Below are 24,471 nucleotides of genomic sequence, written 5' to 3' on the forward strand. Positions count from 1 at the left end.
CCGCTAAGATCGCTAAGAGAATGTATTCCCCCGCTTAAGACTGATATACTAGCGCGCTATTTAAAATGAATGAGGTACATCAGCGTGCAGAGCGCCGAATTAAAGCAGTTTGTTGTCGACAAAATCGACGATTTAAAAGCCCGTGACGTCGTGGTTATCGATGTCAGCAACCAATCTAACATCACCGACTATATGGTGATTTGTTCAGGTACATCTAAAACTCACGTGAAAGCGATCGCCGAAAACCTCGTGCTCGAAGCGAAAGCCGCTGGCATTCCACCAATCGGTATCGAAGGCCGCGACAGCAGCGAATGGGTATTGGTGGATATGGGTAACGTGATCCTGCATGTTATGCAAGACCAAACCCGCGATTTCTACCAGCTTGAAAAGCTCTGGTCAGAAAAGCAAGCCTAATGAAGTTGCAACTTATCGCAGTAGGGACACGGATGCCCGATTGGGTCACCCGCGGCTTTGAAGAGTACCAACGCCGCTTCCCCCGAGATATGGCGCTGGAACTTATCGAAATCCCTGCCGGCAAGCGCGGAAAAAACGCTGATATCGTTCGTATCCTGCAAAAGGAAGGCGAGCAAATGTTAGCGGCAATCCCTAAGGGCAATCACATTGTCACCTTAGATCTTCCCGGCAAAAACTGGACTACGCCAGAATTGGCGACCGCCATGAACAAATGGCAACTCGATGGTCGTGATGTGAGCTTACTGGTTGGCGGCCCCGAAGGCTTAGCGCCCGCCTGTAAGGAAGCCGCCCATCAGAGTTGGTGCCTATCGGCATTGACCCTGCCCCATCCTCTGGTGCGGATTGTGGTTGCCGAAAGCTTATACCGCGCGTGGAGCGTGAACACCAATCACCCTTACCACAGAGAATAGCGGGATCTTGATGTTAACGAGTGTCAACCACCCGGATGGGATCAGCTGGAGATAGCCTAAGTGTCGCCAAAAAAGCGGATAACCATGCACGACCACGCCGCCGAGGCGTCACTGTTTAAGCGCCGTGCGCTGTTCACTTTTTTTTGTGTTGTCGCCCTCCTGAGCGTGTTGGTGACCAATCTTTATCACCTTCAGGTTGAATCCTATAAAGATTACGCAACACGTTCTAATGACAACCGTATTCGTGTCGTGCCCATCGCCCCAAGCCGTGGCCTGATTTACGACAGAAACGGCGTACTCCTCGCCGAAAACCAACCCTTTTACTCCCTCGATCTGGTGCCTGAGAAAATTGCCAATATGTCCGAGACCTTGGACGAGCTAGGCAAGTTAATCGAAATCACCCCAGATGAGCGCGAAACCTTTACCGACGCCTTAAAGTTTCACCGCCGCTTTAAGCCGCTTACCCTTAAAAATCAGCTGACTGAAGAGCAAGTGGCGATTTTTAGCGTGAATCAGCATCGCTTTCCCGGGATTTCCGTTGAGGCGGGTTTAAAGCGTAACTACCCCTATGCGAGCCAGCTCACCCATGTGCTGGGCTATGTGGGCAAAATCAACACCCGCGATCGCGCCCAATTGGAGCGTAACGATCAATGGAAGAACTATGCCGCCACCAAGGATATTGGTAAACAAGGCATTGAAAAATTTTATGAATCTCTGCTGCACGGCACGCCGGGTCACCTCGAAGAAGAAGTGAACAACCGCGGCCGGACTATCCGTACCCTTAAAATCGTGCCGCCGGAGCCTGGGCAAGATATTTACTTGACCCTCGATTTGCAATTACAGCAAAAGGCCGTGGAATTACTCCAAGGTCACCGTGGCTCGATTGTCGCTATCGACCCGAGGGACGGCGGCATCTTAGCCCTAGTCTCAAGCCCTAGTTACGACCCGAATCAGTTCGTTCAAGGGATTAACAGCAAAGATTACAGTGATTTATTAAACGATAAATCTCGCCCACTGATTAACCGCGCGACCCAAGGCCAGTATGCGCCAGCTTCGACAGTCAAACCCATTATTGCCCTGCTGGGATTGGATGAAAAAGCCGTCACCGAACACACTCGCATTTGGGATCCTGGCTTTTGGCAAATCCCCGGCGTGGAGCGTAAATACCGCGACTGGAAACGTTGGGGCCATGGCTGGGTGAACGTCTACAGCGCCATCGTGGAATCCTGCGATACCTACTTCTATGAATTGGCTTATAAAATTGGTGTCGATCCTATCGCCCGCTTTATGGAGCAATTCGGCTTTGGACAAAATACCGGTGTCGATATTTTCGAAGAGTCGGCGGGCAATATGCCGTCGAAAGAGTGGAAGCGCTTAAAATACAATCAAGCTTGGTATATTGGTGACACCATTTCTGTCGGTATCGGCCAAGGTTACTGGACCGCCACGCCATTGCAATTGGCCAGCGCCACCGCCATTCTCGCCAACGATGGCCGCCGCTTCCCACCACATTTGTTAAAGTCGATTAAGGATAATACGGCTAAAATTGACTCACCCATTAACGAGTTACCGCCGATTGAACTTAAGAACCCGCGTAACTGGAAAATCATCAACGAAGCTATGCGCCAAACGGCTCATAAGTCTCGCTTCACCGATGCCAGTTACACGGCCGCGATGAAAACCGGTACGGCGCAGGTCATTGGCGTGGCCGAAAACACTAAGTACGATGCCAATAAGATTGCCGAGCATTTCCGCGATAACGCCCTCGTGGTCGCCTACGCGCCCTTTGAAGATCCTAAAATCGTCCTCGCTGTGGTAATGGAAAACGCCGGCTGGGGTGGCGCAAACGCAGGCCCAGTCGCCCGCGCCATGCTCGATGAATACATGCTAAGAGACACTTGGAAACCAACGCCATGAGTGCCCATCAACGTCAAAACATCTGGCAACGATTGCATATCGACTTGCCCTTACTGCTCGGCCTGTTTGCCGTCATGGGCTTTGGCCTGTTTGTTATCTACTCCGCCAGCGGTGAAGATCTTGGCATGATGGAGCGCCAACTGTTTAGGATGTTTTTATCCCTAGGCATTATGTTTACCATGGCGCAGATCAATCCCGAGGCGCTCAAACGCTGGGCCCTACCGATTTACCTTGCGGGGATTGTGCTACTGCTTGGTGTGCATTTTTTTGGGGAAATCAATAAAGGCGCACAACGCTGGTTGAACTTAGGCTTTATGGAGTTTCAGCCTTCGGAGCTGATTAAGCTCGCCTTCCCCATTACTATGGCTTGGTATATCAGTAAGTTCCCTCTGCCGCCGAAGAAACGCTACCTTGCGGGCGCAGCGGTGATCCTCTTAGTGCCGACGCTTTTAATTGCCAAACAACCTGACCTAGGCACCTCGATTTTGGTTGCCGCATCGGGCATTTTCGTGCTGTTTTTATCGGGCATGAGCTGGGCAATTGTGGGCGGATTTATTGCCGCCGTATTGGCCTTCTTGCCAATTCTTTGGTACTTCCTGATGCACGATTACCAAAGAACCCGCGTATTGACCCTACTCGATCCAGAGCAGGATCCCTTAGGTGCGGGTTACCATATTATCCAATCGAAAATTGCCATCGGCTCTGGTGGCCTCTGGGGTAAAGGTTGGCTCGATGGCACTCAATCCCAATTAGAATTTATCCCCGAACGTCACACCGACTTTATCTTTGCGGTGATCGGTGAAGAGTTTGGCCTGATAGGCAGCATTATCCTGCTCCTGATGTATCTCTACATCATCGGACGCGGCTTAGTCATCGCCTCTCGGGCGCAAACCAGCTTTGCCAGACTCCTTGCCGGCAGTATCACATTGACTTTCTTCGTTTATGTTTTTGTGAATATTGGTATGGTTTCAGGTATCCTGCCTGTGGTGGGTGTACCTTTACCCCTTGTCAGTTATGGTGGCACTTCCATGCTGACATTGATGACAGGGTTTGGCATTCTTATGAGCATTCATACCCATAGACGTTTTGTAGATAGATAATTTTTAGGGACTTCTTAATGCCTATTCTTCGAGCTTGTTTGGCTCCACTGGCAGTGCTTTGCCTCAGTTCATACCTCATTGGCTGCTCGACCGCGAACGAGCCAGCAACAACGACACCGCCACCAAGCGCGGCCGTCACCACACAGGCGCCAACACCTGTATTGCCCGAGGCCTTAAAGGCAGAGTTTATTAAAACCCAAATGGCACAAGGCTTTACTCAAGCCGAAGTGGAAAATTTCTTGGCCAAAGCCAATTACAACCAGGCGGTTATCGATGCGATTTCTCGCCCTTGGGAAGCTAAGCCTTGGCACCAGTATTATCCGATTTTCCTCACCGAGAAACGCCTCAACGCGGGCCTAGCCTTCTGGAAAAAACACGAGGCAACGATTGCCAAAGCCGCCACTCAGTACCAAGTCGAGCCACAAATTATTGTGGCCATTATTGGTATCGAAACCTTCTATGGTCAGTACACGGGCAATTATCCAGTAATAGACGCGCTCTATACCTTAGGGTTTTATTACGAGCCAAGAGCCACTTTCTTTCGCAAGGAATTTGGCGAGCTGATGAAGCTGGTAAAAGAAGAACACTTAGATATCAATAGCCTCAAGGGTTCTTACGCTGGCGCCATGGGCTTTGGTCAGTTTATTCCGTCAAGCTACCGCCACTATGCCGTGGATTTTGATGGCAGTGGCAACCGTGATTTACTCCAGAGTCCAGAGGACGCCATTGGCAGTGTTGCCAATTATTTCCATGAACACGGCTGGCAATTGCACGCGCCCGTTGTGCTCCCCTTAGTGAACAGCAGTGCCAATGCGCCTAAAGCCAAAGTGTGGGCCGGCGAGAAGTTGCAGTACAAGGTTTCAGATATTCTCTCCCCAAGTTTATCGCTGGCCACCGCCCGCGATTTAAATGCCTCGCAAAAGGCCATGCTTATCGAACTGGAACAAGTGGATAGCAAGGACTACTGGTTAGGGCTCAATAACTTTTATGTGATCACCCGTTATAACCGTAGCCCTTTGTATTCCATGGCCGTTTACCAATTTAGCCAACAACTGAAGCAACAACATGACGCTAAGAAATAATCTTTTACAGCTCTTGATGCTCGGCTGCTGTTTTGCGCTCGCGGCCTGCTCGAGTTCTAATTCTGGCTCGGCCAGCGAGAAGAACAAGAACATGGATCCCAACAAGGGCCGCTATGCGCTAAAAAACGATAAGATGCCCATCAATCCACCCAATGTGGATCATGTGCCAAACGCGACTCCAAAATACGAGCCTTACAGCCGTCGCGGTAATAAACCTTACACGGTTTATGGTGAGTCCTATACGGTGTTAGATTCTGGCCAAGGCTTTTCAGAGACTGGCCGCGCCTCATGGTATGGTGAGAAATTCCACGGCTATGAGACATCGAATGGCGAGCCCTACGACATGTATGGCATGTCTGGTGCACACAAGACCTTGCCATTGCCAAGCTATGCTCGCGTCACTAACTTAGATAACAATAAGCAGGTCATTATTCGGATTAACGATCGCGGCCCTTTCCATTCGGACCGGATTTTGGACTTATCCTACGCCGCCGCTTATAAGCTGGGCATGTTAGGCACAGGTACCGCTCGGATTAAGCTGGATGTGATCTATATTGGCACCCAAGCCGCGACACAATCGGCTATCGCCAGTATTCAATCCTCTGGCAATCACTACATACAATTGCTGGCTTCAAAGGATCAGCATAGGCTGAACAAAATGGCGAAGGATCTGGAGAAGAAATATCAGGTCAAGACCCGTGTACAACCGGCAAACAATATGTATAGACTACAGCTCGGTCCAATTGGCCAAACCGAACTGGCCGACCGATTACTTAATAAAGTGAAACAAGACGGTTACCCCGAAGGCTATATGGTTTTGGAGTAGTGACCGCTCACTATAAGATATAGATTTAGCTTAAAAATACCCCAGATGAAGGAACCTTCACTGAAAACCTTTGTCGAAGGATGGTATACTCGCGAAACTATTTTGCCTTTTCTTTCAATACAACCAAAAAGACGTGCTAAGTTAATGATGAATTTTGTAAAAAGTCCCATTAAAACATTGCTGCTAATTTCGAGTGTTTCTCTTCCTGTTTATGCTGCGCAGCCGATTGTTACCCCTGATGCACCTACAGTTGCCGCCAAGGCTTACGTCTTGATGGATTATTACTCGGGCCAAATCATTGCCGAAGAAAATGCCTACGAAAGCTTAAACCCAGCCAGCTTAACGAAGATGATGACCAGTTATGTGATTGGTCAAGAAATCAAAGCCGGTAACGTATCGCCAGATGATGATGTGACCATCAGTAAAAATGCATGGTCGAAGAACTTCTCTGACTCATCAAAAATGTTCATCGAAGTGGGTAAAACCGTCAAGGTTTCCGACTTAAACCGCGGCATCATCATCCAGTCGGGTAACGATGCCTGTGTGGCCATGGCCGAACACATTGCTGGCACCGAAGGCGCCTTCGTCGACATGATGAACTCATGGGCGAAGCAGCTTGGCATGCGTGACAGCTACTTCGAAAACTCCCACGGTTTAGACTCTGAAAACCACAAATCAACTGCCTACGATATGGCGTTATTAGGTGCTGCACTTATCCGTGACGTGCCCGAAGAATACCGTGTCTACAGCGAAAAATACTATACCTTCAACGGTATCAAGCAATATAACCGCAACGGTCTGCTGTGGGATAACAGCATGAATGTCGACGGTATCAAAACCGGCCACACCTCTGGCGCGGGTTATAACTTAGTTGCATCTGCCACCAAAGACGGTATGCGTTTAATTTCAGTGGTCATGGGCACCCAGAGTGAAGCCGCCCGTAAAGCCGAAAGTAAAAAGCTGCTGACCTATGGTTTCCGTTTCTTCGAAACCGTAACCCCTTACAAGGCTGGCGACAGCTTCGTGACCCAACAAATTTGGTACGGCGATAAGAGCACTGTCGATTTAGGTGTTGCTACTGATACCCCAATCACCATCAGCCGTGGCCGTGCAAAAGACTTAAAAGCCAACTTCGAACTGACTAAGCCACTTGATGCACCACTGAAAAAAGGTGAAACCGTTGGCCGCTTATACTTCCAGTTAGATGGCAAAGATATTGCGCAATTCCCGCTGGTTACCCTGCAAGAAGTCAATGAAGGCAGCTGGTTCAGCAAATTAGTTGATTACTTTAAGCAACTGTTTTCTGGTTGGTTTAGCTAATCCGAATCACAAAAACTAAGCCACCTTCGGGTGGCTTAGTTGTTTTTGGGGGAGTATCGCCCTTGAATCGGGTATAATCGTCACCATATAGTTCCCATTAAAATGGTTATAGAGCACGACTATGTTAAACACGAAATTTGATGAACTCATGGAGTTCCCCTGCGCCTTCCCCTTCAAAGTGGTTGGCGATGCCCACGAAGCCCTGACCGACAGAGTCGTTGCCGTAGTGCAAAGACACGCCCCTGGTGATTATTCACCCACGGTTAAGGCCTCAAGCAAAGGTAGCTACTACTCAGTGACTATCCGCGTCACAGTGACCAGCAAAGATCATATTGAGACACTGTACACTGAGCTTGCCGGTATCGAAGGCGTACGCCGCGTACTATAAGTATTCCTCAAGGCCATGAAATGTGATCTGTCTTACATTTATGGTCAAGAGGCGTATAATAGCGCCACTCAATTCTAGGGGAGAGGTTGCCCTTGCAAGACACCACTTTGCATATTCGGCATCTGGGACAACAGGATTACGAGTCTGTGTGGCATGCGATGCAGCATTACACCGACACACGTAACAGCGATAGCCCAGACGAACTGTGGATCGTTGAACATCCACCCGTATTTACCCAAGGCCAAGCAGGTAAAAGCGAACATATTTTGAATCCGGGTGATATTCCCGTGATCCAAGTGGATCGTGGCGGCCAAGTGACGTACCACGGGCCGGGACAATTAGTTGTCTACCCTCTCCTCGATATTAAACGCAGCAAGATTGGCGTCCGTCAGCTCGTGACCCATATCGAGCAAAGCATTATCGATATGCTCGCCAAATACGATATCAATGCCTACGCCAAGGCCGATGCGCCGGGCGTGTATGTGGATGAGCGCAAAGTTGCCTCTTTAGGGCTTCGCATTCGTAAAGGCTGCTCCTTCCACGGCTTAGCATTGAATGTCGATATGGATCTAGCGCCGTTTCGCCGTATTAACCCCTGCGGTTATGCTGGCCTTGAAATGGTGCAATGCAAGGAACTGGGCGGCCCACAAACCGTGATAGAAGCAGGCGACCAACTCATTATTACCCTTAGCCAACTATTGGGCTACCAACAACTAGTTCATCATCAAGGATTAGCAGCGTCATGAATAGGCCTGAACGTTTACAACCCGGAGTCAAATTAAGAGATGCCGATAAGGTCTCGCGCATTCCGGTTAAAATCGTGCCCTCTGAGCGCGAAACCATGTTACGCAAACCCGATTGGTTAAGGGTCAAACTGCCCGCTTCTAACCAACGTATTCTCGAGATCAAGCAAGCATTACGTTCGAACGGTCTGCACTCGGTCTGTGAAGAAGCTTCTTGCCCTAACTTGGCAGAATGTTTTAACCACGGCACTGCGACCTTTATGATTTTGGGCGCAATTTGTACTCGCCGCTGCCCATTCTGCGACGTAGCCCATGGTCGTCCACTCAAGCCTGATGCGGAAGAGCCGGTCAAACTGGCACAAACCATTCGTGATATGAAGCTGAAATACGTGGTTATCACCTCGGTTGACCGCGATGACCTGCGTGATGGCGGTGCCCAGCACTTTGCCGACTGTATTCGTGAGATCCGTAAGCTCAATCCTGAAATTAAGATTGAGATCTTAGTGCCCGATTTCCGTGGTCGTATCGACGCCGCTCTCGACATTCTGTCGACCGAGCCGCCTGATGTGTTCAACCACAACCTCGAAACTGCGCCTATGCATTACCGTAAAGCGCGTCCGGGTGCGAACTATCAATGGTCACTCGACCTACTGAAGCGCTTTAAAGAGCGTCACCCCAATGTGCCGACAAAATCGGGACTGATGATGGGTCTAGGTGAAACCAACGAAGAAATCGCACAAGTGCTGCGTGATTTACGTGAGCACAAGGTTGAAATGTTAACCTTAGGCCAATATCTGCAACCGTCTAAGTTCCACCTGCCGGTTGAGCGTTACGTGTCGCCAGCCGAGTTCGATGAGCTTAAAGTCCTTGCCGATGAGCTTGGCTTTACTCACGCCGCCTGTGGTCCATTAGTACGTTCAAGCTACCATGCCGACCTGCAAGCTCAGGGTAAAGAAGTGAAGTAACTTTCGCTTTATTAACCCCATAAAAAACAGCGCTAAGGCGCTGTTTTCTTATCTTGTTCTAAAACCTTAAGCCGTTTCGCTTAAGGCTAAATCCATCAAAATCGCATCTTCTTTGCCATCAGCCAAAGGGTAATAGCCTTTGCGATGCCCGGTTTCGATAAAACCCCTCTTCTGATAGAGCGCGCGCGCCGCAAGGTTTGATTCGCGAACCTCCAGCATCAGCACCACAGCTTTGGCAGCCTTAGCGCCGTCGATAACCGCCGTGAGTAGCAGATGCCCATATCCTCGCCCTTGTTGCTCCGGCGGCAAACAAATATCCAGCAGCGTTGCCTCATCGACAATCTGCTGCACAATCGCAAAACCGAGCAACTCGCCATCGTTTTGCATTAACCCAATAACGCGGTACAAGTGACCAAAACAGTCGGCAAGATTATTCTCACTCATAGGGTGGGAATGGGCGCTGGCTTCAATGCGCGCCATTTGGCTCACATCCGTTGGCGTCAGGAGCACAATTTGCAACGATTCACTAAGGGTTTTAAGAACTTGATGACTCACGGGACAATCCAAATTAAAAGGCAACTTAAGATAATGTATACAGGGCACGACCAATAGAGACTTAGGCCGTTAATTGCTGCTCACGCCACTGGCAAATCTGCGTCCATAAGGCACGCTTTGCCTCACTGCGAGACAGTAAGTCCGCTAAGGGATCCGACACTAACCAAGCCACTCTGGGCCTAGCCCTGTGGCGGCGTAAATCCCAGACGATGGTTTTGCCCTTATGTGGCTCAGTGTTGAACTCACAGTCGTCCTTACTGATGCCGATTAATCCGAGCACAGTTTCGACTAAAGGCTCGGCGGCAGGCGTCATCTCATCTGCATCCCAAACCACTTGATAAGGTCGCACTTTAGTATCGCGAAGCTGCCAGGGAGTAATCTCCATTGCGGCTAAATAGGCTGATTTATTCATGGGGTGATTGGGGTTTCATTAGGCACTGACACCGAATAAGGATACCAGCTAAATAGGCTGAATGTTATTGTCTCGAGGCAAGTCCTCATACAAATCCATCTCAACATTCCAATTAAGCCACAGACTTTAATCTGCAAATTCGATTTATAATATCTATTTTAACCGCTTTAGATGTTTAGCTCATTTGATAAGCTATCTCCATTGAGTAGGACAATAGGAGGAATTTCCATGATTAACATCGGCATCAACCAAAGTCACAGAGAAGAAATCGCTGCTGGGTTAAATCAGTTATTGGCCGACAGCTACAGCCTTTACCTTAAGACCCACAGCTTCCACTGGAACGTCACAGGCCCCATGTTCACGAGCTTGCACTTATTGTTTGAACAGCAATATACCGAGCTTGCCTTAGCGGTCGATTTAATCGCCGAGCGAGTTCGTGCATTGGGCGCAAGAGCCTTAGGCTCCTATTCGGCCTATGCCAAGTTGACTGAAATCCGTGAAGATCAAGGTGTCACTAAAGCAGAAACCATGATCCGTGAACTGTTAAGCGACCAAGAAGTAGTGATCAGAAACGCTCGTGCGCTCTATCCCTTGGTTAGCCAAGCCAATGATGAGGCAACGGCAGATTTACTCACCCAGCGCATTCAACTCCATGAGAAAAATGCGTGGATGTTACGTAGCTTATTAAGCGAATAATCCTTTCATCATCCCCAAGCCAAATGGCCGAGCAGTCACACGCTCGGCCATTTTTATTGGGCATTTATTGATGCTAAAGCTAATTTAGAGATACTTAAGCCAAGCCTGCTGACTCTGTCCTTTGTAACGGCTAAACCAGCGCACGGGATAATAGAGTAAAGGGATCAACACTAAGCTTATCAGCCATACCCCCCCCATATGCGCTACACCAAAAAGCTCGCCATGGTTTGCGCCAAATACCCATTTAGCCAGCGAATACAGCAACAGCAGCACATATAAGTGCAAGATATAGAAGAACATAGGCACCGAACCAAACACAGCTAACCTCTGCCCCATCCAACCTAATACACAGCCTGTCGCAAAATAGCGCTCAAACACTACTAAGCCGTAGAACATCCCGCCCAAGGTCACCAACAAAAAACTCAGTGATGGCGGATACTTAGTTAGATTAAATACCGACATTAAGGTTTGGCCTAAGGTATCGCCAAACTGCCAAGGCAGTGTCTCGCCGTAGAGATTGAACCCACGCAGCAAGCCAAATAGCACGATACAGCCAAGCCCTAACAGTATTAATTTTTGCTGACGTAGCCCCGTATCACTCCCACGGCCAAAAACGGGGCCAGCTACATAGCCCAATAAAATCACGCCAATCCAAGGTAGCACAGGGTAACTTATCTTCAGCTTAAGCTCGCCTTCAGCAATCAAATAACCTCGGTCATGCAATATCGTCCACAGACTATAACCCCACTCATCCGGCGTAAAATGGATAGGCGACAATAGGTTATGGCCAAAAACAATCAATAGCCCGAGTAATGCCATCCACAGTATTGGGAGCTTGATTAATGCCGCGAGGGCCAACATGCTCAGTCCTATCACCCAAATCACCTGCAACCACAGTGTGTGATAATTGCCCATCCATGAGACATTAATCACCAATACTTCGAGGGCGATTAAAAATAGTCCGCGCTTGATTAAAAACTCGCGCGCAGAGCGCGGCTCGCCATAACCACGATTGGCATAAAGCCAAGCCGAGACCCCAGTTAAAAAGACGAAGACTGGCGCACAAAAGTGCGCCGCAAAACGGCTGATGAACAGCGCCCAGTTGGTTGTGCTTAAATCCATTGGGTCGCTCACCTGCATATGCAGGAAAAATCGCTCCCGCACATGGTCGAGCAACATAATCAACATCACTAAGCCGCGCATCATGTCGATGCTATTGATCCGCTGACGCCCTTGCAGCTGAGGTGTCTCAGGCGAAGCGGCGGGTGTCACAGTGGTATTAGAATTCATAGCTAATACTCACTTTAACGTTACGTGGCTCACCCGGCACGGCCCACAGCGCCGAATAACTGCTGGCGATATAGTGCTCATCCAGCAGGTTATCGACATTGAGCGCGAGACTGAGGTTTTCACCAAGCCGAGTAGTAAAGAACATTCCAAGCAACTGATAACTCGGTAATTGAAAACTCGGATCGGCCGAATCGCCCAAGCGTGAGTCCACATAACGCCAACTCAGCCCTAAATGACCGTCGATAGATAGATCATTTAAGTCCTGCTTGAGAATGATACTGCCCGTGTGTTTTGGCACATTGACCAACGGACTTCCCGCCGGAATTAACACGCCCCAATCCAGATTCAGGCTGTCGTTCGCCGTGCGGGTATTCAGGTAGGCATAGGACAAGGTCGCTTGTAAGCTCTCGGTCAACTCGGCCGCGACATCCAACTCAATCCCCGTGCTCTTGGCTTCACCAAGGGTCGCCGAAAAGCCGACATTGACGGGATCTGAGGTCAAGATATTGCTCTTTTGCGCATCAAACCAAGCCAAACAGCCATTGACGGGTAGCTCAAACCAAGTGCTGTTGAACTTAACCCCTAACTCGACGGATTTGCTCTCCTCTGGCTCGAAGGGATTACCCGCATAATCAGTGCCAGAAAGCGGTAAAAACCCTTCCGAATAAGAGCCGTAAACACTTAACGCCTCAGACCATTGATAAACTAATCCGACTTTCGGGCTAACCCTGTGATCGCGTTGATCCGACAGACTCGCGTTGACCTGCTCTGCAATTTCTTGTGAATAACGGTCAAACCTTAACCCTAAATGCAGTTTCCAACGCTCGGTTAACTCCAATTGATCCTGTAAATAGGCGCCCCAGGCATCTTGAGTCTCTCGGTTTTCATACAGCAGACTGACCTCTGGCTGAGCCGCGCCATATTGCGGCGCAAAGATATCGATGGCATAAGCGCCCTTCTGGCCTCGATAACGATAGAGTCCCGTTTTTAGTCGATAATGATAGGCATCCGTCCCGAGCAGCAGATTGTGTCTTATGCTGCCAGTATCAAACTGGCCGCTGAGTTCGGCACGCACTGAATGGTCTTCAGAAGCGTAATCGCGATAGCGATGCTGCCGCGTCAGAGTACGGCCATCGTCATATAAGGATTGACGTCCCTTTGCTAATTCGGCATCTGATGAGTAGCCATTCAGACTCGAATCGCGATAGTTATAACCCGCGGTAAGCGACCAATCCTCATTTAATTCATACTCATAGGTAAGCTGATGCCCAGTCGCATCCACTTTCGTTGGCCCATCGTTGGGCTCGCCCAAATAACGCGAACGGGGTACGGTATTAAAGTCGTTATTGAGCACCACTACGCCACGATCAAATAACTGTTCTTGCTTAAGATATTCAACCTCATACAGGAGCGATGACCTATCCGACAATTGCCAGCGCAGCGATGGTGTGACGATCTTTTTATCGCTAAACACATAATCGCGAAAACTGTCATGCTCCTGCCAAGCGCCATTAATCCTAAAGGCCAAGGTATCGGTCAGCCCCGAGGTAAAATCCCCTTCCAACCGATATTGATCGAAACTCCCCGCAGACGCTTTTAAATAGCCCTGCGCCTCATACTGCGGCTTTTTAGTCACAATATTCACAGTCCCGCCCGGCTCCGAGCGTCCATAAAGTGCCGAACCCGGGCCTTTGAGGATTTCCACATAGGCTACGTTCGATAGATCTCTATGGCCGCTAAAGCCTCTACCACCATTAAAACCATTGATTAAATAGCCTGATGGCATGTTTTCATTCCCAGGAAAGCCCCGTAACGAAAAACTATCCCATAGCCCACCACCGTTGTTTTGCCGCGCGACACTGGCGGAATAATCCAATAAGTCTTGAAAACGCGTCAGCCCAGTATCTTTAATCAGTTGCTCATCCAGCACAGTAATCGCTTGGGGCAACTCAGTCGCCGGCACATTGCCGCGGTAGGCCTGACGATAATGAATACTTAAACGCTCGATATCGTCATTAAGTCCAGCGGTATCAGTTGGCACAGCTTCGGCGGCCAATAGGGGAACACTTGCATCCAACGCCAATAACGCCACGCCCAGCACTAATGCCGAGCGCTTGTGGCTCACATAAACAGCCATTTTTACTCCAAAAATAAACAGCATCGGGCACCTTGGTTAAGCCAAGGCGCTCGAAAAATAAGAGAAATAGATAAAAAAGCAGGAGTTAGGCTGTTAGCGGCGGCGCGCGGCTATGGAAGTGGCGCCTAAATGGCGTCTTAAAGGAAATAACATCAAACTCAACCGAAATGATACCCTGTTGAGCAACTTGAAAATCTAACGGAGAGTATGAGAGGGCATGCTGCAATTGATGCTGATGCAAACACAGCGCGCAGTGGGCCTTGGTATCATCATTGAGGTGGGAAACACTGTGCACCGCAAACGCAACAGACAGCAACACTAAGATGGCGGCAAGCCATAGTGCTAATCTGCGCCTTGTTTGCATCACAGAACTCAAACCATACATCCTCAAACCAAAGGGCTTGCGATTGTATGTTAGACACTACGAAAGTTGCAAATACCTTTACTTAACAAATGTAAGCAAATGCGGTGAGAAAATTTATCGCGCGAAAAATAAAACGGCTCGCATATTTCTATGCAAGCCGTTGTTTTATTTGGCAGGGGTGGCAGGACTCGAACCCGCAACCATCGGTTTTGGAGACCGCTGTTCTACCAATTGGAACTACACCCCTGTTGACGTGGGGCATTATGCTAAAAGCACTCTCAAAGGTAAAGGACTTTTTATGACAAACTTAATTAACTGAGGAATTTTCAAACAAGTTTGCCATCTACTGTTGATTTAATTGGCATAAAGCTGAAAAAGTCAGCATGTAAGCTCAGTGCTGAGCGTTAAAAACCCGCCTGCAACTGAGCAAACATTAAGAAACGATGCTCTGTCTATGGCAAAAAACTAACAAAAGAGTCGTGAAAATGCCTTAAAAGATAAATTTAAGCTCAGTGCGTACCACGCTCTCACTGGCAAATCTCATCGCTAATGGTTAATCATCAAGGGTTGAGATAAAAATTCGCCGCAAATCATTGTCCCAAAGCTGGATAATCTTACGGGTCTTGTCCTTATTCCAAAAACACTTACCAAACAGGATAAGTCCTGCGCCCTCTAAATCCCGTTTATCTTCGATATTAAAGCGCTTAAACAGTTTAGTTTTGACGGCCTCAATTGGAATGCCGATGTCTTTACTGTCGGCGGGATTGAGCCAAGATAACGTCGGGTCGCTGTGGGAGATAGTGCCCCAGTACATATGGGGTTTGTTATCTGTAGGATCCGCATCGGCAAAATTCACAAACAAATTCTTCGCCCGCCAGCGGTACTTTCGCTCATCATCGGTGTAAACCCAAAGATCCGAAGTCGCCAGTTCGGAGCCGCGCAGCAGGCTATGAAGCAACTTTTCTAGCCCTTGGCTCGGAGTTCGCTTTGCCGTGATGGCTATATCGGGCTTATCGGCCGCCACTTGATAGTCAGCTTTAGGCTCCTGCACTGACGCTAATGGCTCGGTATCATTTTCAAGTTCACTTTTGGCTCCTACCTCTTGCTCTTGGGAAGCCTTGATTTTGTGCGCTGAGTTAGAGGGTCTCTTATTACTGGGATTAACCGAAAAATCGATAACCAAGGCATCGGCGTCGAGCAGTTGTTGCTGCACTTCGAGGGCATCTTGTTCTTCACGGGATTTTTGCGCCGACGGATTAAATTCGATGCAATCGAGCTCATGGTAACGGGAGCCAAAACAGGCGGCCTTACCATCCTTAGATGCTTTACGAAAATAGGCTTTGCCGTAGCAGGCGGGGCAATATAAATGCTGGCGTAAATGCTCAATCTCAGCCTCGGGTAGCTGCTGAAACTTGAACACACTGTAGGTGACACCAGCCTGAGCATGAGGATTGAGTCGTAATGGCGACGAAGCGTGCTCTGCCGCAGCCTCGGTTGTGAGTACACAAATCGCATCCAACATCTCTTGCCCCCTAATCCTTATCGTTACGACCTTATCTCAAGTCTTAAGCTGGATGAAAATAGCTCGCGAGTCGTGCGGCTAAACTCGGCGGCAATAAGGGTTTATTACCGACAGTCGTTTTGCCATAAAAACCTTGTAGCTTGTCGATTAACTGCCAAAAACAGAGGTTCGCCGCCAATGCATCGAGGGCGGCGTACTGAATTTGCGCTTGGGATAAAGGCACCTGTTGCCAATTCGAGAGGGTAATTTTTTTAGGTTTATCGATGCGTTTATGCAGTAATGCCGCCACCAATTGCCGCGTACCCATTTCCTTCCCAGCGCCGAGCTGCGCCATCGCCCAATTCAAATCGAGTCTAGGGGAGACCTGAATATCCCAATCCCGTTTCAGTGCTTGGCCATCGCCCCTTAATCCAATCCCCACTTTGAGGATCTGTTCATTTTCGAGCAAAGGTTTGAGCTCGGCGAGCCTCTCACCCAATACCGCCCGCTGAAATAAATAGCAGGTATCTGAGGTCGCCAATTGCACTAAGCTCAATGGATGTTGAACACCCGGCTCAAAGCTTGCCCGCGTTTCGGTATCAAACCCCAGCACAGACTCACTGCTAAGTTGTTGTAATGCGGTGGCAAGCGTATCGGGTGTGACTAATTCCACCCGCATTTCGACCCGCATTTCCACTCGCATTTCGCCCTTTATATCCACCAGCGACAGTGGTTCGAGGTTTGCCAGCTCTGCATCGGTTAATCGCGTCGTTAGGGCGAGTTTTTGCTGAAACCATTGGAACTTAAGTTGCGAATCGGCTGCCGATAAGTCCCCCGCTTGTGACTCGGCTAACCCTGCAAGATATTGACTCCCTGCAGCATCCATCGCCGCGATAAGCTCGTCGGCATGTTCGCCTAATTCCTGACGCAGCCAAGCCAACTTATTGGGAGAAAGGCAATAACGCATTAATTGCATACTTCGTCCTTGAGCACTGAAATAATCGCCGCGAGCACCTTAGCACTCGCGCAACTCGGGTTAGCTGACTCTATAATGGTCAGCAATAAAGGATCAAAAACGGATCAGCTACGTAGCTTTTGGAATCCTGTCATCAGCAGCACCGCCACCGCGCCCGCCGCAATACCAAAGAGCGCGTTAAGAATGCTCGGCGTCAGTAACCCAAGCACAGGGCCGACAACGGCAATGGTTTCCACAAATTGCTCGGCATGGTGGATTTGCTCGCCGACCCAATGTAATCCATGGGTTAGAATGCCGCCGCCCACCATAAACATGGCGGCAGTACCAATAATGGTTAAGCTCTTCATCAACACGGGCGCCGCGCTAAGCAAGCCAAAACCCAACTTACGATTAAAGCGAGTAAAGCTCGACTCGCCCTGACGCTGGCTCAGATACAGACCCGCATCGTCCATTTTGACAATCGCCGCCACCAAACCATAAACGCCTATGGTCATCACAATACCAATAATCGCGAGGGTAAAAAATTGCGTCGTCAGCGACTTATCCGCAACTATGCCTAAAGTGATGGCGATAATTTCTGCCGACAGCACAAAGTCGGTGCGAATTGCGCCCTTCACCTTTTCCTTCTCATAGGCCGCTAGATCGCTTATCTCGGGTAAGTCAGATTCGGCCTGCTCCGCGTGTTTGTCTTTGCGATGGCTATAGCTGTGGTGTAATTTCTCAAAGCCTTCAAAACATAAAAACAAGCCGCCGAACATCAACAAGGGCGTCACCGCCCAAGGAATAAAGGCGCTGATCAACATGGCCGCCGGCACTAAAATCAATTTATTGCGAAACGAGCCTAAGGCGACCGCCCAGACCACGGGTAATTCACGGTCGGCACTCACGCCTGTGACTTGCTGGGCGTTTAAGGCCAAATCGTCCCCTAATACCCCGGCGGTTTTCTTGGCCGCGACCTTACTCATCACCGCCACGTCATCCAAAATGGATGCAATATCGTCGAGTAAGGTTAATAAACTCGCCCCTGCCATACATGCTCCCTTAAACAAATAATGCTGTTTTTATCAATTCTGCTTTTGCCATAGTAACTTAGTTAGATTAAGCCCGCCTAGCGAATCGTCAATAGCGAAATGGGCTTTATCTTAGGCACATCACTTATTTTAACGAGTTCGCTTAGCGATTAAATCCTTAAGCACGTTAAGCCGAACACGGCATAAGATCACCGCCCAAGATCACAGCTACAGTGCAATAGCACCACACACTTTGATGGAAAAGAGTATACTAAGCCCAGAATTTTTTACTCATTTGCCATTACAGGATGTCAACATGACTCAAGATGAAATGAAAAAAGCCGCTGGCTGGGCTGCTCTCAAATACGTTGAGAAAGACAGCATTGTGGGTGTAGGCACTGGCTCAACCGTCAATCACTTTATCGATGCCCTCGCCACCATGAAGGCTGATATTGAAGGTGCGGTATCAAGCTCAGAAGCCTCAACCCAAAAGATGAAAGCCCTTGGCATCCCAGTTTATGACTTAAACAGCGTCGATAAATTATCTGTGTATGTCGATGGTGCCGATGAAATCAACGGCCATATGGACATGATCAAAGGCGGCGGTGCGGCATTAACCCGTGAGAAAATCGTTGCGGCTGTGGCTGAAAAGTTTGTCTGTATCGTGGATAACACTAAACAAGTGGATATTTTGGGTGAATTCCCTCTGCCCGTTGAAGTGATCCCAATGGCGCGTTCTTACGTGGCCCGTGAACTCGTCAAACTCGGCGGCGACCCAGTATACCGTGAAGGCGTTGTGACTGATAACGGCAACGTAATCCTCGACGTTTACAACCTTAAGATCATCAATCCTAAGGAATTAGAAGAAAAGATCAACGCCATCGTCGGCGTAGTGACTAACGGTTTGTTCGCGAAACGCGGTGCCGATGTGTTATTGGTTGGCACCCCTGAAGGCGTGAAAACCTTTACCGCTTAAGGGCTGACTGAGTCGAAAGACTCCCATGCGAGAAACAAAAATGCCGATGCAACTGCACCGGCATTTTTTATGACCCTCATTTTTTATAACACTAAGGCCATTAAGCGATTACCACACTCGAGCCACTAAGCCCTTGAGGTAAAAACCTTCTGGGAAGGCACTGCCAATCGGGTGATCGCTCGCCTGACTTAAACGCTCGATAAATTGGATCTCACGCTTAGCATCCAGTGCCGCATCGGCAACGATTTTTTGGAACAGATCCGCTGGCATTAATCCCGAGCAAGAGAAGGTCAACAGCACCCCGCCCGGATTTAATAATTGCAGCGCAATCATATTGATATCTTTATAGCCACGACAAGCGCCATTGAGCTGCGACTTATTGTCGGCAAACTTTGGCGGGTCGAGTACGATCACATCGAAGGTTTTACCCTCATCGCGATACTGACGTAACAACTTAAACACATCGGCTTCGTTGTAATGCACATTGTCATCATTTAAGCCATTGACTCGCATGTTCAAACGCGCGGTATCGAGGGCAAGCGCCGACACGTCGACGTTTTCAATGCGGGCGGCGCCCGCCTTAGCGGCATACAGGCCAAAGGTGCCCGTGTAGCAAAAACAGTTCAGCACCGATTTGCCCTTCACAAACCGCGCCGCCATAGCACGGTTGTCGCGCTGGTCGAGGTAGAAACCAGTCTTATGACCCTTAGTCACATCGACGGCGATTTTGATACCGTTTTCTTCAATAATGACGGGCATTTCAGGCAGTGTGCCATGGAGTAAACCCATGGTAGAAGCTAAGCCTTCTTTCTTACGGGAATCAACGTCTGAGCGCTCGTAAATCGCGCAGTCGGGGTACAGCTCGGCGAGCACATCGACAATAGTGTCACGCCATACATCGGCGCCCATGCTCAGCAATTGGCAGACCAACACATTGGCGTATTTATCAATGGTGATACCGGGCAGACCATCGGACTCGGCGGCAATTAAGCGGTAACCGGTTAAGCCTTGCTCACGAATGAGATCGTCGCGTCCCGCTTGGGCACGCAGAATACGGCGCTTAAAAAACTCACGGTCGATTTCCTCTTCGCGATCAAAAGTCCAAATCCGTACTTGGATTTGAGACTCAGGAGACCAAGCACCACGGCCCAACCAATGGCCATCATGGGCAACCACATCGACGGTATCACCCGCTTCGGGTTTACCTTTAACGTTGTGGATCCCGTTGGAAAAGACCCAAGGATGACGACGCTCAAGGGACTTTTCGCGACCGGGTTTAAGTTTGATTCTGACTGCCATAGTACCGCCTTAAAAAAGTACCGCCTTGCTAAATTGAACCGCCACAACAAACTGCGTTAAGTTCGTCAGGCGCCGTCTTCAAAAAATGGAAGCGGATAATATACCTAATATCGTTTGAGCGCGAGCCATCCACAGTAAACAACACATGATGGTGCCGCGCTAAGTGATGGCGATCATAGCTTAGTTTTCGCCGCAAAACCCACTTACCACAGCCGATTTTTGGTAAGCCAGCACGATTTTCGACGAGATAAACAGGATTGCGCTGAAAGATATTCTCGCCCCTTAAGGTCTTATCCCAGTAACAGGACTTAAGCAAAAGCTGCACAAGCAACTAGGCTTATTCCTGTGTTTATCCATCCGCTTTATATGCTGCCTATTGGTGCTGTCGTTATAAAAGCAAGCTAATCAACAAGATGACTCATGTAGTCAGAATGCGAAGGAAGAGACCATGAATAAGAAAGCCCAAACCGCACTTTCAGGTGCAGCACTTGCTATGGCCATGGCCAGTATGGCAAGCCAAGTGAATGCAGCAGAACCTATGACCAGCGCTGACAGTAGCGACCTCGTCCACTGTTATGGCGTGAATACCTGTAAAGGCCATAACGACTGTAAAACCGTAGATAACGCCTGCGCCGGCCACGCCAGCTGTAAAGGCAGTGGATTTGTGGCTATGCCATCCAAGAGTTGTGGCGATGTCGGTGGCAAAGTGGCCGATGATTGGGTGGGCAAAATCGCCAATACCGAGCTAGTACACTGCTATGGCATCAATACCTGTAAAGGCCATAACGACTGCAAGACCGCAGACAATGCCTGCGCCGGACACGCCAGCTGCAAAGGCAGTGGTTTTGTGGCCACCCCAGCGAAAGCCTGTGGCGACTTAGGTGGCAAGGTCGGCGCTTAAGGCTTGCCCGCAAGCTTGGTACAGAGGAAGAAGCGGTCGGAATCTGGACCGCTTCAGCTACTCAGTCATCATGAGGTTGATACATGGATAAACAGCGTCTCACTCACCCCACCCTAGGTTTTGGTTTAGGGCTGCGAACCCAGCACTTCGACCATGTGCTTAGGCATCAGCCCGAGGTCGACTGGTTCGAGATACTCTCGGAAAACTTTATGGTCGCGGGCGGAAAACCCCGCTATTACCTGAGTGAGATTGCCGAGCGTTATCCGCTGGTGATGCACGGCGTTTCTTTATCCATCGGTAGCACAGATCCACTGAATATGGATTATCTTAAGGCGCTTAAACAACTCGCGAATGAAGTGCAGCCCCAATGGATTTCGGATCATATTTGCTGGACCTCCATCCACGGTATCAATAGCCATGACTTACTGCCCCTACCCTACACCGAGGAAACCGTAAGACACGTGGCAGAGCGCATCGGCATAGTGCAGGACTTTTTAGGTCGCCGCATTCTGATGGAGAACGTCTCCAGCTATTTGTCCTACCAAGGCTCCACCATGAATGAGTGGCAATTTGTTAACGCAGTAGCCGAGGAGGCTGATTGCCTATTGCTGTTAGACATCAACAACATCTATGTCAGCGCCCGTAACCATCAGTTCCCCCCTGAGGATTATCTGCTGCAAATCGCGCCTAATCGGGTGCAACAATTTCACCTAGCGGGTCACTCGGATTACGGCGACTATGTTATCGACACCCATGACCACGACGTTTGTCCCAGTGTCTGGGAGCTGTATCGGCAGGCATTAACCCGCTTTGGCAGCGTCAGCACTATGATTGAGCGCGATGCCAATATCCCCGAATTTAATGCATTAGAAGCCGAGTTGGCGATTGCCCGCAACATCGCCCGCACCACGTTAGGCGAGTCACATCCTCTGGTTTACAGACCGCGGCAGGAGACGGTGGCATGAGCCAACTTCGCGAGATCCAACAGCAATTTATGGATTATCTGCTGGCAAGCGCCGCCCAAACGCCGATACCGGAAACCATAGAGAAACCCTTTAGTGACAAAGTTGCCGAGCAAGGCGGCGTGGGGCGCGATATCCGCATGCAGATTTACGCCAATGCCTATCGCATTCGCTTAACCGAAGTCCTCGATACCGACCATGAAATACTCGGTCTGTATTTAGGCGATGATTTATTCGCGCGCATGGCCAATGGCTATATCGCCCACCAGCCCTCACGTTTTACCTCGTTACGCCAATTTGCCGATGCCCTGCCCGACTACTTAGCCAGCGACGCTTTTTTTAGCCAGTATCCGATTATCAGCGATATTGCGAGATTCGAGCGTCGCCTACTCAACACCTTCGATGCCAAAGATGAACAGCGCGCAAGCTTTGCAGCGCTGCAATCCTTACCCGCCGACGCTTGGCCCTATTGCCAACTGCGTTTTCACCCTAGCGTGCAGCTTTTTGAGTGTGCCAGCAATGCGGTCGAAACCTGGCAAGCCTTAAAGCATCAACAAGTCCCGCCCGCGCCCGATTATCAAGGTAAACGCGCTTGGTTACTCTGGCGCGGCGAGAGCCGTTTAACGGAGTTTATCTCCCTCGCTGAATACCAATTAACCTTGATTCAAGGATTTATTCATGGCGCCAATATTGCCGAGCAATGCGAATTGATGTTGGCGTTTTTTTCGCCAGAAGAGGCCATGCAGCAGCTGTTGCAAGCACTGCAAGCTTGGTTTCAATTAGGTTTGATATTGAGTGTTCAGCCGAATGATTAAGGCATCAGCCGCTCGATACACAAGCAGCGGCTCGAACCGCTAACGCCGCAGTGCCAATTCCACCATCACGGGCGCATGGTCGGTACTATAGGCATCGCGCTCATATTCGGGCCTGACTAAGTGTCTATCGCAGGTCTGATAATCCACCACCTGCGCCAAACTGCGGCTATCGCTGGCATCAAACTCATTGGAGAGCAACACATAATCCAGCACTGATCCTTTAGGACCATAGTAATGGGTGGGCGCCCTATGCTCACGGTAATGGACGGCGTTATCGGCTACATTGGCTTCGATAAACAGCTCATAGGCATCTTGTAATCGATAGTGGGCAAACACTTGCGCTAACGCCGCATCGGATAAATGCCCAAGTCCTGCTGCCTTTATATCGTTACTGTGCAGCGCTTCGCCTTGGAGGGTTAACGCATCCAGCGCGCCTAAGGACAAACTATCGTTAAAATCCCCCATCAGGATCACCGGATATTTGGCACTCTGTCTTCTGGCGAGTATGGCATGGAACAGCAATGCCGCCTCGGCGCCCCGCTGCATGGTCGAGGCCCAGCGCCCGAGGGCTTGTTCGGTTAATAACTTAGTCTCGGCGTGTAACTTTAGATCCGACGGCGCATTTAACGACAAGCCCAAGGGATGCGGCTCTAAAGCCAATCCCGGCCGCTTAGATTTAAAATGCACCACATAGCAATCACAGGGGCCTATCTGCGGCACCGCCACCGTCGCCCGTAACACTTTACGGCTAAAGCTAAATTCGCTCGACAGACCCATTGCCGCCACTAAGTGCGCCTCTGGTTCGATAGCGTGTACCTCTAAGATAGGGAAGCGAGACGCCAACGCCACCACAGGGCTTTGGTAGATATAGTCACTGACTAAGGTCGCACTATCGACCACCGCAAAGTGAGTGAGTCCCTGCTGCAGCGCAAGCTGGCGTAACGGTTCAGGGCTAAACACCTCCTGAAACCCAACAATATCCGGATGGTGTTGATTCAATAACTCGCTAAACCACTGGCACTTTTTCTGCCATTGGCCGTGGCTATAGATATTCTCAAAATCATAAAAGGCTGAGGGAGGCTCGATAAAGTTAAATAGATTCACGGTCGCAATTTTAATATTCGATTGCGTCGCCTCGGTCGAACTCGACCATTCTGGGGAATGCTGCGCCACGGTATTATTCCTCTTTAGCCAAATCATGCTATCTACAGCGCCTTTAACGGATTTACGCATCAAAATGGCCTATTTCCCCAATGACTTAGGCAAGAGATGCCATTTTAAGGCGTGATACCCAAGGTTATACCTAAATCGATTTGCTCATCAATCACAGCATGCTCATTGCCACCAGCGAC

General features: G+C 49.5%; 25 protein-coding genes and 1 tRNA gene. 15 read left to right on the forward strand and 11 right to left on the reverse strand.

All coding sequences use genetic code 11. The annotated features are described in order from the left end of the window. Positions 1 to 84 precede the first annotated feature (84 nt). From rsfS to lipA, 10 genes are all read left to right on the forward strand, one after another. Positions 85 to 414, forward strand: a complete 330-nt coding sequence (gene rsfS, locus CF168_RS15800) for a ribosome silencing factor (RefSeq protein ID WP_037430791.1) — start codon at positions 85 to 87, stop codon at positions 412 to 414. Next, positions 414 to 884 (forward strand): 23S rRNA (pseudouridine(1915)-N(3))-methyltransferase RlmH, encoded by a 471-nt coding sequence (gene rlmH / locus CF168_RS15805; RefSeq protein WP_011621784.1) that lies wholly within the window; start codon positions 414 to 416, stop codon positions 882 to 884. Before rsfS ends, rlmH begins: the two co-directional genes overlap by 1 nt. Positions 885 to 944: 60 nt before the next feature. Next, positions 945 to 2,801: a penicillin-binding protein 2 gene (gene mrdA / locus CF168_RS15810; protein ID WP_011716117.1), complete on the forward strand. Its 1,857-nt coding sequence runs from the start codon at positions 945 to 947 to the stop codon at positions 2,799 to 2,801. After that, positions 2,798 to 3,901, forward strand: a complete 1,104-nt coding sequence (gene rodA, locus CF168_RS15815; RefSeq protein ID WP_011621782.1) for a rod shape-determining protein RodA — start codon at positions 2,798 to 2,800, stop codon at positions 3,899 to 3,901. Before mrdA ends, rodA begins: the two co-directional genes overlap by 4 nt. A gap of 17 nt (positions 3,902 to 3,918) precedes the next feature. Further along, entirely contained in the window at positions 3,919 to 4,983 is a 1,065-nt protein-coding gene (mltB, locus tag CF168_RS15820; protein WP_089068293.1) for a lytic murein transglycosylase B, read from the forward strand. Then, positions 4,967 to 5,809: a septal ring lytic transglycosylase RlpA family protein gene (locus CF168_RS15825; protein ID WP_086903353.1), complete on the forward strand. Its 843-nt coding sequence runs from the start codon at positions 4,967 to 4,969 to the stop codon at positions 5,807 to 5,809. The genes mltB and CF168_RS15825 overlap by 17 nt, the downstream gene beginning before the upstream one ends. A gap of 144 nt (positions 5,810 to 5,953) precedes the next feature. Beyond that, the gene (locus CF168_RS15830) at positions 5,954 to 7,129 is read left to right on the forward strand and encodes a serine hydrolase (RefSeq protein ID WP_011621779.1); all 1,176 of its coding nucleotides are present in this window, start codon (positions 5,954 to 5,956) and stop codon (positions 7,127 to 7,129) included. A 121-nt stretch (positions 7,130 to 7,250) separates the two neighbouring features. Further along, positions 7,251 to 7,517, forward strand: coding sequence for a DUF493 family protein YbeD (gene ybeD, locus CF168_RS15835; RefSeq protein ID WP_011621778.1), 267 nt, complete (start codon positions 7,251 to 7,253; stop codon positions 7,515 to 7,517). 92 nt (positions 7,518 to 7,609) lie between these two features. Continuing rightward, on the forward strand, positions 7,610 to 8,263 hold the full coding sequence (gene lipB, locus CF168_RS15840; RefSeq protein ID WP_011621777.1) for a lipoyl(octanoyl) transferase LipB: 654 nt from the start codon (positions 7,610 to 7,612) through the stop codon (positions 8,261 to 8,263). Beyond that, entirely contained in the window at positions 8,260 to 9,225 is a 966-nt protein-coding gene (lipA, locus tag CF168_RS15845; RefSeq protein ID WP_011621776.1) for a lipoyl synthase, read from the forward strand. Before lipB ends, lipA begins: the two co-directional genes overlap by 4 nt. A gap of 66 nt (positions 9,226 to 9,291) precedes the next feature. Here the strand turns inward: lipA and rimI are convergent, their stop codons facing one another. After that, positions 9,292 to 9,744, reverse strand: a complete 453-nt coding sequence (rimI, locus tag CF168_RS15850) for a ribosomal protein S18-alanine N-acetyltransferase (protein ID WP_167373714.1) — start codon at positions 9,742 to 9,744, stop codon at positions 9,292 to 9,294. A gap of 97 nt (positions 9,745 to 9,841) precedes the next feature. Continuing rightward, the gene (locus CF168_RS15855) at positions 9,842 to 10,192 is read right to left on the reverse strand and encodes a DNA polymerase III subunit psi (protein ID WP_089068295.1); all 351 of its coding nucleotides are present in this window, start codon (positions 10,190 to 10,192) and stop codon (positions 9,842 to 9,844) included. Between the two features lie 228 nt (positions 10,193 to 10,420). On the opposite strand from CF168_RS15855, the gene dpsA reads away from it, so the two are divergent. Next, a complete protein-coding gene (gene dpsA, locus CF168_RS15860) occupies positions 10,421 to 10,888 on the forward strand; it encodes a DNA starvation/stationary phase protection protein DpsA (RefSeq protein ID WP_011621773.1) in 468 nt (155 codons plus the stop codon). A gap of 84 nt (positions 10,889 to 10,972) precedes the next feature. On the opposite strand, the gene CF168_RS15865 is transcribed toward dpsA, so the two are convergent. The 7 genes from CF168_RS15865 to CF168_RS15895 all read right to left on the reverse strand — a co-directional run bounded on the left by CF168_RS15865 (position 10,973) and on the right by CF168_RS15895 (position 18,187). Further along, positions 10,973 to 12,178, reverse strand: coding sequence for a DUF1624 domain-containing protein (locus tag CF168_RS15865; protein WP_089068296.1), 1,206 nt, complete (start codon positions 12,176 to 12,178; stop codon positions 10,973 to 10,975). After that, positions 12,168 to 14,339 (reverse strand): TonB-dependent siderophore receptor, encoded by a 2,172-nt coding sequence (locus CF168_RS15870; RefSeq protein ID WP_206191645.1) that lies wholly within the window; start codon positions 14,337 to 14,339, stop codon positions 12,168 to 12,170. Before CF168_RS15870 ends, CF168_RS15865 begins: the two co-directional genes overlap by 11 nt. Before the next feature lie 61 nt (positions 14,340 to 14,400). Then, positions 14,401 to 14,691, reverse strand: coding sequence for a DUF2946 domain-containing protein (locus CF168_RS15875; protein WP_167373652.1), 291 nt, complete (start codon positions 14,689 to 14,691; stop codon positions 14,401 to 14,403). Between the two features lie 158 nt (positions 14,692 to 14,849). After that, positions 14,850 to 14,926 (reverse strand) — tRNA-Trp (locus tag CF168_RS15880). Between the two features lie 306 nt (positions 14,927 to 15,232). After that, entirely contained in the window at positions 15,233 to 16,201 is a 969-nt protein-coding gene (locus CF168_RS15885) for a hypothetical protein (RefSeq protein WP_089068298.1), read from the reverse strand. Between the two features lie 43 nt (positions 16,202 to 16,244). Beyond that, positions 16,245 to 17,156, reverse strand: coding sequence for a 3'-5' exonuclease (locus tag CF168_RS15890; RefSeq protein ID WP_089068299.1), 912 nt, complete (start codon positions 17,154 to 17,156; stop codon positions 16,245 to 16,247). A 104-nt stretch (positions 17,157 to 17,260) separates the two neighbouring features. Then, positions 17,261 to 18,187, reverse strand: a complete 927-nt coding sequence (locus CF168_RS15895; RefSeq protein WP_089068300.1) for a DUF808 domain-containing protein — start codon at positions 18,185 to 18,187, stop codon at positions 17,261 to 17,263. A 295-nt stretch (positions 18,188 to 18,482) separates the two neighbouring features. Between CF168_RS15895 and rpiA the strand changes: the two genes are divergently transcribed. Next, entirely contained in the window at positions 18,483 to 19,142 is a 660-nt protein-coding gene (gene rpiA / locus CF168_RS15900) for a ribose-5-phosphate isomerase RpiA (protein ID WP_011621766.1), read from the forward strand. A gap of 108 nt (positions 19,143 to 19,250) precedes the next feature. On the opposite strand, the gene CF168_RS15905 is transcribed toward rpiA, so the two are convergent. Next, positions 19,251 to 20,441: a class I SAM-dependent rRNA methyltransferase gene (locus tag CF168_RS15905; protein WP_089068301.1), complete on the reverse strand. Its 1,191-nt coding sequence runs from the start codon at positions 20,439 to 20,441 to the stop codon at positions 19,251 to 19,253. Between the two features lie 448 nt (positions 20,442 to 20,889). Between CF168_RS15905 and bufA2 the strand changes: the two genes are divergently transcribed. From bufA2 to CF168_RS15925, 3 genes are all read left to right on the forward strand, one after another. Continuing rightward, positions 20,890 to 21,342, forward strand: a complete 453-nt coding sequence (gene bufA2, locus CF168_RS15915; RefSeq protein ID WP_089068303.1) for a BufA2 family periplasmic bufferin-type metallophore — start codon at positions 20,890 to 20,892, stop codon at positions 21,340 to 21,342. An 83-nt stretch (positions 21,343 to 21,425) separates the two neighbouring features. Further along, positions 21,426 to 22,307, forward strand: a complete 882-nt coding sequence (bufB, locus tag CF168_RS15920) for an MNIO family bufferin maturase (RefSeq protein ID WP_089068304.1) — start codon at positions 21,426 to 21,428, stop codon at positions 22,305 to 22,307. Next, positions 22,304 to 23,119 (forward strand): HvfC/BufC N-terminal domain-containing protein, encoded by an 816-nt coding sequence (locus CF168_RS15925; protein WP_089068305.1) that lies wholly within the window; start codon positions 22,304 to 22,306, stop codon positions 23,117 to 23,119. Before bufB ends, CF168_RS15925 begins: the two co-directional genes overlap by 4 nt. A gap of 39 nt (positions 23,120 to 23,158) precedes the next feature. Here the strand turns inward: CF168_RS15925 and CF168_RS15930 are convergent, their stop codons facing one another. Then, on the reverse strand, positions 23,159 to 24,292 hold the full coding sequence (locus CF168_RS15930; protein ID WP_089068991.1) for an endonuclease/exonuclease/phosphatase family protein: 1,134 nt from the start codon (positions 24,290 to 24,292) through the stop codon (positions 23,159 to 23,161). Positions 24,293 to 24,471: the final 179 nt, after the last annotated feature.

Source organism: Shewanella bicestrii (genome assembly GCF_002216875.1).
Taxonomy (GTDB): domain Bacteria; phylum Pseudomonadota; class Gammaproteobacteria; order Enterobacterales; family Shewanellaceae; genus Shewanella; species Shewanella seohaensis.